The organism is Streptomyces sioyaensis (assembly GCF_004122735.1).
GTDB lineage: Bacteria > Actinomycetota > Actinomycetes > Streptomycetales > Streptomycetaceae > Streptomyces > Streptomyces sioyaensis.
Map to the genome: position 1 here is coordinate 1 of NZ_SDIF01000208.1, position 6,766 is coordinate 6,766.

The 6,766-nt window shown below is 69.6% G+C and carries 8 protein-coding genes; 1 reads left to right on the plus strand and 7 read right to left on the minus strand.

Going from position 1 to position 6,766, the window contains the following annotated elements:
* Positions 1–298: 298 nt before the first annotated feature.
* The 7 genes from EST54_RS35140 to EST54_RS32700 form a co-directional block, all read right to left on the minus strand.
* On the minus strand, positions 299–898 hold the full coding sequence (locus EST54_RS35140) for a chaplin (protein ID WP_203525423.1): 600 nt from the start codon (positions 896–898) through the stop codon (positions 299–301).
* Positions 899–1,028: 130 nt separating this feature from the next.
* Entirely contained in the window at positions 1,029–1,433 is a 405-nt protein-coding gene (locus EST54_RS32675) for a rodlin (RefSeq protein ID WP_129251304.1), read from the minus strand.
* Positions 1,434–1,888: 455 nt separating this feature from the next.
* Positions 1,889–2,296, minus strand: a complete 408-nt coding sequence (locus EST54_RS32680) for a rodlin (protein WP_129251305.1) — start codon at positions 2,294–2,296, stop codon at positions 1,889–1,891.
* 346 nt (positions 2,297–2,642) lie between these two features.
* The gene (locus tag EST54_RS32685; RefSeq protein WP_239013149.1) at positions 2,643–2,888 is read right to left on the minus strand and encodes a hypothetical protein; all 246 of its coding nucleotides are present in this window, start codon (positions 2,886–2,888) and stop codon (positions 2,643–2,645) included.
* A gap of 312 nt (positions 2,889–3,200) precedes the next feature.
* Entirely contained in the window at positions 3,201–3,434 is a 234-nt protein-coding gene (locus EST54_RS32690) for a chaplin (protein WP_129251307.1), read from the minus strand.
* A 358-nt stretch (positions 3,435–3,792) separates the two neighbouring features.
* Positions 3,793–4,200 carry a rodlin gene (locus EST54_RS32695; RefSeq protein ID WP_129251308.1) on the minus strand — a complete coding sequence of 136 codons (408 nt, stop codon included), beginning with the start codon at positions 4,198–4,200 and terminating at the stop codon, positions 3,793–3,795.
* 245 nt (positions 4,201–4,445) lie between these two features.
* Entirely contained in the window at positions 4,446–4,688 is a 243-nt protein-coding gene (locus EST54_RS32700; RefSeq protein WP_129251309.1) for a chaplin, read from the minus strand.
* Positions 4,689–5,043: 355 nt separating this feature from the next.
* Between EST54_RS32700 and EST54_RS32705 the strand changes: the two genes are divergently transcribed.
* A complete protein-coding gene (locus EST54_RS32705) occupies positions 5,044–6,726 on the plus strand; it encodes a bifunctional 3'-5' exonuclease/DNA polymerase (RefSeq protein ID WP_129251310.1) in 1,683 nt (560 codons plus the stop codon).
* Positions 6,727–6,766: the final 40 nt, after the last annotated feature.

Consider the following 6,766-nt stretch of genomic DNA (forward strand, 5'->3'; position numbering starts at 1 on the left):
CCCCGCGGGTCCCCACCCCTGAGCGACACCACGCCCCTGCCCCTACCACCGGCCCCCGGTCCTCACCCGTGGATCCGCACGATCCGTCGTACGCCCCCGGGGCGGCCGCCTGCCGCGGCCCCGCCCGCCGACAGCGCGACGACGGCCCGCGGTCGAGCCGTCCGGCCTGGCCGGCGGCCGGCTCGACCGGGCGGTGCGAGCCGAGCGGGCGGTGCGAGCCGAGCGGGCGGTGCGGGCCGAGCGGCCCGTCGGACCCGGCCGCCGGGCCCGCGGACACCGCCCGGCGGCCGTCCCCGCCTCATCTGCGCCGCGGACGCGCCCTGCGCAGCAGCAGCACGCCGCCCAGCAGCAGCCCACCGCCCGTACCTGCCAGCGCACTCAGCGCAGCGGGCCCGGTGGCGGCCAGCAGCGCGGATCCCGCCGACGTCCCGGCCCGCGCCGCCTCATCCACGCGTGCGTCCGGTGCGGGGCGCGGGGCGGGCCTGGGGGCATGCGCCACCGGCGCCGGCACCGGAGCAGGGCGCTCGGCGCGTTCCGGACCCGGGCGCCGCACCGGCTCGGCGTGCTTCGCCGGCCCCGCGGTCCTCCAGTGCACCCCCGGGGCGCCCTCCGCCTCCGGAGGCCGCTGCCCCGGAGGCGGTTGCTGAAGGGCCGGCGGCGCACCGTTCCCGCACCCGTTGCCGAATGCCGGGTTGAGCGCCGCGCCCGCGTCCACCGTATTGCCACACGCATTGACCGGCGTGTCCACGGTCACCTGGACGCTGTTCCCGGACAGCACCCCGGGAGAGTTCGTCGTGCCTCCCCCGGCGCCGGCATCCGCGGACGCCGCGCCGCAATTCGCACCGAGCACACCCGACGCCGCCACCACGAACACGCACGCCTTCAGGCTCTGTCGCATCTCTCGTCCTTCCTCCGCAGTCATGGCCTACGGACCGCCGCCCGCCGCTCACACGACCGGGCGGTCGGCAGCGCATGCGCGGCGCCGACCGCCCGAGACACCAGCGGTGATGCGGCTGGGCCGTTGGCCGTCAGCCGTTGCCGACACCGTTCCCGGAGAGGATCGGAATGTCGTCGGCGATGTGCGACAGCGGGTCGTCGCCCTTGACCTGCGACGAGTTCTCGGTGCACTGCTGGTTCTGCGAGCTGGACAGCACGTTGACGTCCTGCGCCGCAATCGGCGCCACGCCGGCGAGGATTTGGAGATCCAGCTTGCCCAGACCGAGGCAGGGCTTGTTCAGCGAGCCCTGGATGAGCCCGAGCTGCGGGCTCAGGGAGCCGCGCGTGGTCGAGTTGCCGAAGACCGACGACCCCCCGTTTCCGTTGACCGTCCTGGTGCCGTGTTGGTCACCGATCGCCATGGCCTGCGGAGCGGCCATGGCGGAAGTGCCGACCAACGACGCCGCCACTGCCGCGCCCGCGATCATCTTGTTCATCACGAAAACCCTTCAGGAGAAGAAACTCCCGACACGGGAGCCCTGTTTGAACAACCCGCCATACCGGCTGGAGTTCTGCATCATCACCCGAATAGCTGGCACGAACTTCCCGCAGCGACATCACCGTCGCCGCGGCGGCCGACAACGCCCCAATTCGCATACCGACAGTGCGACTTGTCGGCCCGGAACGTCAATTCGCATTGCATGCCACAGGGCCTGCGATACCGATGAACGGATTCGCAGGCCCTGCTTGGTTACGGACGGCAGCCAATGCCCCGGCAGCCCCATCAATCCTGCAAGGGCATTGGCAGCTTCCCTCCACACGCCATTCCTAACGATCCGGCTCACCGGAATTCAGTCACGAGCGAATAACACTTCCGCTCCGGAGCCGGACAGCGGAAACCCGGGCCGCCCGGAAGAAGGAGGACCGGGCGGCCCGGGTCGTACGCGTCCGGTCAGTGGTTGTGCGCGCCGTTGCCGGAGAGGATCGGGATGTTGTCCAGAATGTGCGACAGCGGGTCGTCGCCCTTTGCCTGGGTCGAGTTCTCGGTGCACTGCTGGTTCTGCGCGCTGGACAGCACGTTGATGTCCTGCAGCGCGATCGGGGCCGCCCCGGCGAGAGCCTGGACCGGCACCTTGCCCACAGCGATGCAGGGCTTGTTCAGCGAGCCCTGGATCAGGCCGATCTGCGGGCTCATGTAACCGTATGTGGTCGAGTTCCCGTAGAACTGCGTAGCGCCGTTGCCGTTGACGGTGGACGTTCCGTGCTGGTTACCGATCGCCATCGCCTCGGGGGCGGCAGCGGCGGCCACGCCGACAATGGACGCAGCCGCGGCCGCGGTCGCCAGAGCCTTCTTGATCATTTTGGTCCTTCGTGTTTCGGGATGCCCTTGGGCCGGGCAATCTGCCCAACTCACAAGGATGTTTTTGGTTGTTGCCATTCACTCAAACAGCCGCGCCCTGAGCCGTTTCGGCCGCTCGGCTTCACGACCGGGCACCGGCGCTCGGAAGGAGAAACGGCCGAGGCGTGGTGCGGCTCCGGGCACCTGAATCCGCAGCCACGTACCGCGAAATCTCGATATCCGCATCGAACTCACCTGGCGCGGCTACGGGCTGGGAAGTCCACACCCGTCGCCGTTCCACGGCCGGGCAGCTCCGAAATCCGCCCTCCGGCGGTCAACGCCACCCGCCCCGGAATCACTTGAGCGATTACTTGAGCGGCAGCCCACCGAGCAGCGGAGTCTTCTTGGCCGTCCCGGCAACGCCACGGAGCAGCTTCTTCGCGTTGGTCGACCTGACCTTGCCCTCCGCAGCCTTGACCGTATTGATCAGCGGAGTGAGCTGGTGGCCGTCCAGCTGCTTGTTGCTCAGGGCGTCGGTCAGCCCGCCATTGAGGCTCATGGTCGGAGCGCCGGGCTGGGCGGCGAAAGCGGGCGCGGCGACCCCCAGTGCCATGACGGAACCGGCGACAACCGCAGCAGACTTTGCGTACTTCACTTCAACTGTCCCTTCTCGGGCGGTGCTTGGCGGTCCCGCGACATCAGCGCCAGGTGAGCAATCACTTCGCTGCCCGGGTCACCGCTTTCAGCGTGATTAACGAGTGCCTTCGTCCGGGGAAACCCTGAAGTTCCGCCCTTCTCGGCTCATCCGCCCGAAAATTGGAGGGTTATGCGGGTGCCCACTGGAAATGAAGGGCAACCGGCCCCGGTGCACAGGGGACCGCGCACCGGGGCCGGGTCACATCGACACGGCTCGAATTTCTTCGAGTCAGTGGTTCAGGCAGGTGTTGCCGAACGCCGGGTTCAGCAGAGCAACGATGTTGATGGTGTTGCCGCACAGGTTGATCGGAACGTGGATCGGAACCTGGATGGCGTTGCCGGAGAGGACTCCGGGGGAGTTCTTGGCGCCCCCTGCGGCACCGGCGTCGGCGAACGCCGGCGCTGCCGAGCCCACCGCCATGAGCGTGCCGGCGGTGATTGCTGCGACCTTTGCGTACTTCACTTTCTGCCCTTCCTTGCAGCGGGTCCGTAGCGCACACGACCGTCGTGTCGCTCGGGCGCTGTGCCCGTAACGCCGCTGCCGATATTGGTAACGATTTGCCCTCGTGGACGAAACTCTTGCCCGGAGGTTTTCGGAGGAATCGCCCGAAGGGTGCACGACCGTTTCGAGAGATTGCCACCGCGCATACGACGCGGAAAAAACACCGGAGTTCGAACAGGCGAGGTATCCGCCGAATACGAATTCCTACCGAAAGGGGGATCGAGAAATTCCGTCCCTACGGTTCGTAACGGGGTACCGCAGGCCCCGGGCCGCTCTGGAGAGGAGAGCCGGCGGTCCGGGCCTGCAGCCGATGGCCGGCTCAGTGGTTGCCGACGCCGTTGCCCGACAGGATCGGGATGTCGCTGAGGATGTGCGACAGCGGGTCGTCGCCCTTTGCCTGAGTCGAGTTCTCGGTGCACTGCTGGTTCTGCGAGCTGGACAGCACGTTGATGTCCTGCAGCGCGATCGGGACGGCCCCGGCGAAGACCTGGGCGTCGACCTTGCCCAGCGCGAGGCAGGGCTTGTTCAGCGAGCCCTGGATGAGCTCCAGCTGCGGGCTCATCCGGCCCACGGTGGTCGAGTTGCCGAACGCGCTCTTGACGCCGTTCCCGTTGACCGTGGACGTGCCGTTTTGGTTCCCGATCGCCATCGCCTGCGGGGCGGCCGTCGCCGAGATTCCGACGACGGACGCGGCTACAGCCGTCGTGGCCAGGACCTTCTTGATCACGATTTACCCTTCTCGAAGCGGAGTGCCCGTATCCGGAGCGCCCTGGTCAACTCGCTTCTGAGGGAGCGGTTTCGCCGTTTCACCCGAATGCCACGAAACCAATAGACACATATCATTGACGCTGGGCCGCGTTGCGTGATCGGGGCCTTTTGGGCATACGAAAGGCCGGTACGGAATGCGTACCGGCCTTTGCCGCCGAGAGGCCCCGCCCGGGCGCAGGCCGGGCCTCAAGCACCGTACGGTGGTCAGAGGTTGACGCAGGTGTTGCCGAAAGCCGGGTTCAGCAGCGCGCCGGCGTTGACGGTGTTGCCGCAGACGTTGATCGGCAGGTCGATCGGGACCTGAATGAGGTTGCCGGAGACAATGCCGGGCGAGTTCTGGGCAACGCCCGCGGCGCCGGCGCCGTAGGCGCTGGCCACACCGGCCCCGCCCACGACGGCAATGCCCGCGGCGGCGGACAGGACAGCGGCCTTGGAGACAAACTTCACGGTGAACCTCTTCACTGAGCAGCAAGCAGATATCTGTGATGCGCCGCATTGAGCGACAAGCTGCTCAACGCACCAACAAGGGGAAAGTAGCGCTTCATTCGGGTGAATGCGTGATGCGATGGCCGAAGAAATTCAGCGCCACAATATTCCTCATCCTTGCGGATCCCGCACCAATCTCCCGGTGCCACATGGTGGTTGTCGGTGGCGAGGTGTCCCATGGCGTCGTGAAGTGGCTGCTGAGCAGGCGCCGCCTGGCGGAGGGGTGTCCCCGGCGTCCGCGCCGGCGGGGGCTCCGGCACGTGTCGTCCGTGCTGGTCAGGGCCCGTTGTCAGACCCTGGTGCAAGACTCGGGGTCATGAGATGGGCGGTGGCGGAGACGGGCGACGGGGGTGCTCGTCTCTGCCCGCTCGCCCCGGACGGACGGGCCGCGGGGCCGGTGCTGCGGGAGCCCTCGCTCGCCGCGGCCGTGCGCAGCCGTCCCGAGGTCGAGCGGTGGGTGTGGCGGTCCACGGCGGAGATCTACCGGCCGCTGCTGGCGGCGGGGGTGCGGGTCGAGCGCTGCTATGACGTGGAGGCCGCGGAGGCGCTGCTGATCGGCCATGAGGAGGGGCAGTACGGCCAGCCGCGTTCGCTGGCCGCTGCCTGGGCGCGGCTGCACGGCCTGCCCGTTCCGCAGGACGGGCCCGCCCGTACGGCGCAGACCCAGCCGTCCCTGTTCGAGCCGGGCCCGGTGCCGCTGCCGCCCGGCACGGACGAGCTCGCCGCGCTGCTGGAGGTCTATGCCGGCCAGGTGGCGCGTACGGAGAAGGCGGAACATCCGGAGCGGATGCGGCTGCTGCTCGCCGCCGAGTCCGCGGGCATGCTGGTCGCCTCGGAAATGGGGCGGGCCGGGGTGCCCTGGCGGGCGGACGTCCACCGCGAACTCCTCGACCGGCTGCTGGGCGCGCGCTATCCGGGCGGGCTGGAGCCGCGGCGGATGGCGGAGCTGGCCGATGAGGTGTCCCGGGCGTTCGGTACGGACGCGCGGGTCCGCCCGGATCTGCCCCAGGACATCGTCAAGGCCTTTGCCCGCGCCGGGATTTCCCTCGCCTCGACCCGCAAGTGGGAGCTCCAGCGGATCGATCATCCGGCGGTGGAGCCGCTGTTGGCGTACAAGACGCTCTACCGTCTGCACACCGCCCATGGCTGGTCGTGGCTCCAGCAGTGGGTGCACGACGGCCGTTTCCGTCCCGAGTATCTGCCCGGCGGCACGGTCTCCGGCCGGTGGACCACCAACGGCGGCGGCGCACTCCAGATCCCCAAGGTGGTCCGGCAGGCCGTACGCGCCGATCCGGGGTGGCGCCTGGTGGTGGCCGACGCCGACCAGATGGAGCCGCGGGTGCTGGCGGCCGTCTCCCGCGACCGGGGCCTGATGGAGGTGGCCGGCAGCGGCGCGGATCTGTACGCGGATCTGGCGGCCCGGGCGTTCGGCGGCGACCGCGACCGGGCCAAGCTCGCCCTGCTGGGCGCCATTTACGGCCAGACCTCCGGTGACGCCCTCACGCACCTGGCCGATCTGCGCCGCCGCTATCCGGCCGCGGTGGCGTATGTGGACGAGGCGGCACGCGCGGGCGAGGAGGGCCGGCTGGTGCGCACCTGGATGGGGCGCACCTGCCCGCCGGTGTCCGTGGTACCGCCCGACGAGGCGGGGCTGCCCCAGGAGGAGGAGCAGGAGTCCGAGTACCGCACCGGCTCGGCCGCCGCCCGCGCCCGCGGCCGGTTCACCCGTAATTTCGTCGTCCAGGGCAGCGCGGCCGACTGGGCGTTGCTGGTGCTGGCGGCGCTGCGCCGGGCGCTGTCCGAGGGCGGGCTCCGCGCCGAGATGGTCTTCTTCCAGCACGACGAGGTGATCGTGCACTGCCCTGCCGAGGAGGCGGCGACCGTGTCCGGGGCGATCACCGCGGCGGCCGCGACGGCGGGGCGGATCGCGTTCGGCGACACCCCCGTCCGCTTTCCGTTCACCACAGCGGTGGTGGAGTGCTATGCGGACGCGAAGTGACCGGGCGCCGGCGGGGGAGGGTGTCGGACCTGGCGGGGAG

Bases quoted from the DNA above. Each gene is read 5' to 3' on its own strand.
- EST54_RS32675 (WP_129251304.1), bottom strand. From the start codon at position 1,433: ATGAACAAGATGATCGCGGGCGCGGCAGTGGCGGCGTCGTTGGTCGGC.
- EST54_RS32685 (WP_239013149.1), bottom strand. From the start codon at position 2,888: ATGGCACTGGGGGTCGCCGCGCCCGCTTTCGCCGCCCAGCCCGGCGCT.
- EST54_RS32680 (WP_129251305.1), bottom strand. From the start codon at position 2,296: ATGATCAAGAAGGCTCTGGCGACCGCGGCCGCGGCTGCGTCCATTGTC.
- EST54_RS32705 (WP_129251310.1), top strand. From the start codon at position 5,044: ATGAGATGGGCGGTGGCGGAGACGGGCGACGGGGGTGCTCGTCTCTGC.
- EST54_RS35140 (WP_203525423.1), bottom strand. From the start codon at position 898: ATGCGACAGAGCCTGAAGGCGTGCGTGTTCGTGGTGGCGGCGTCGGGT.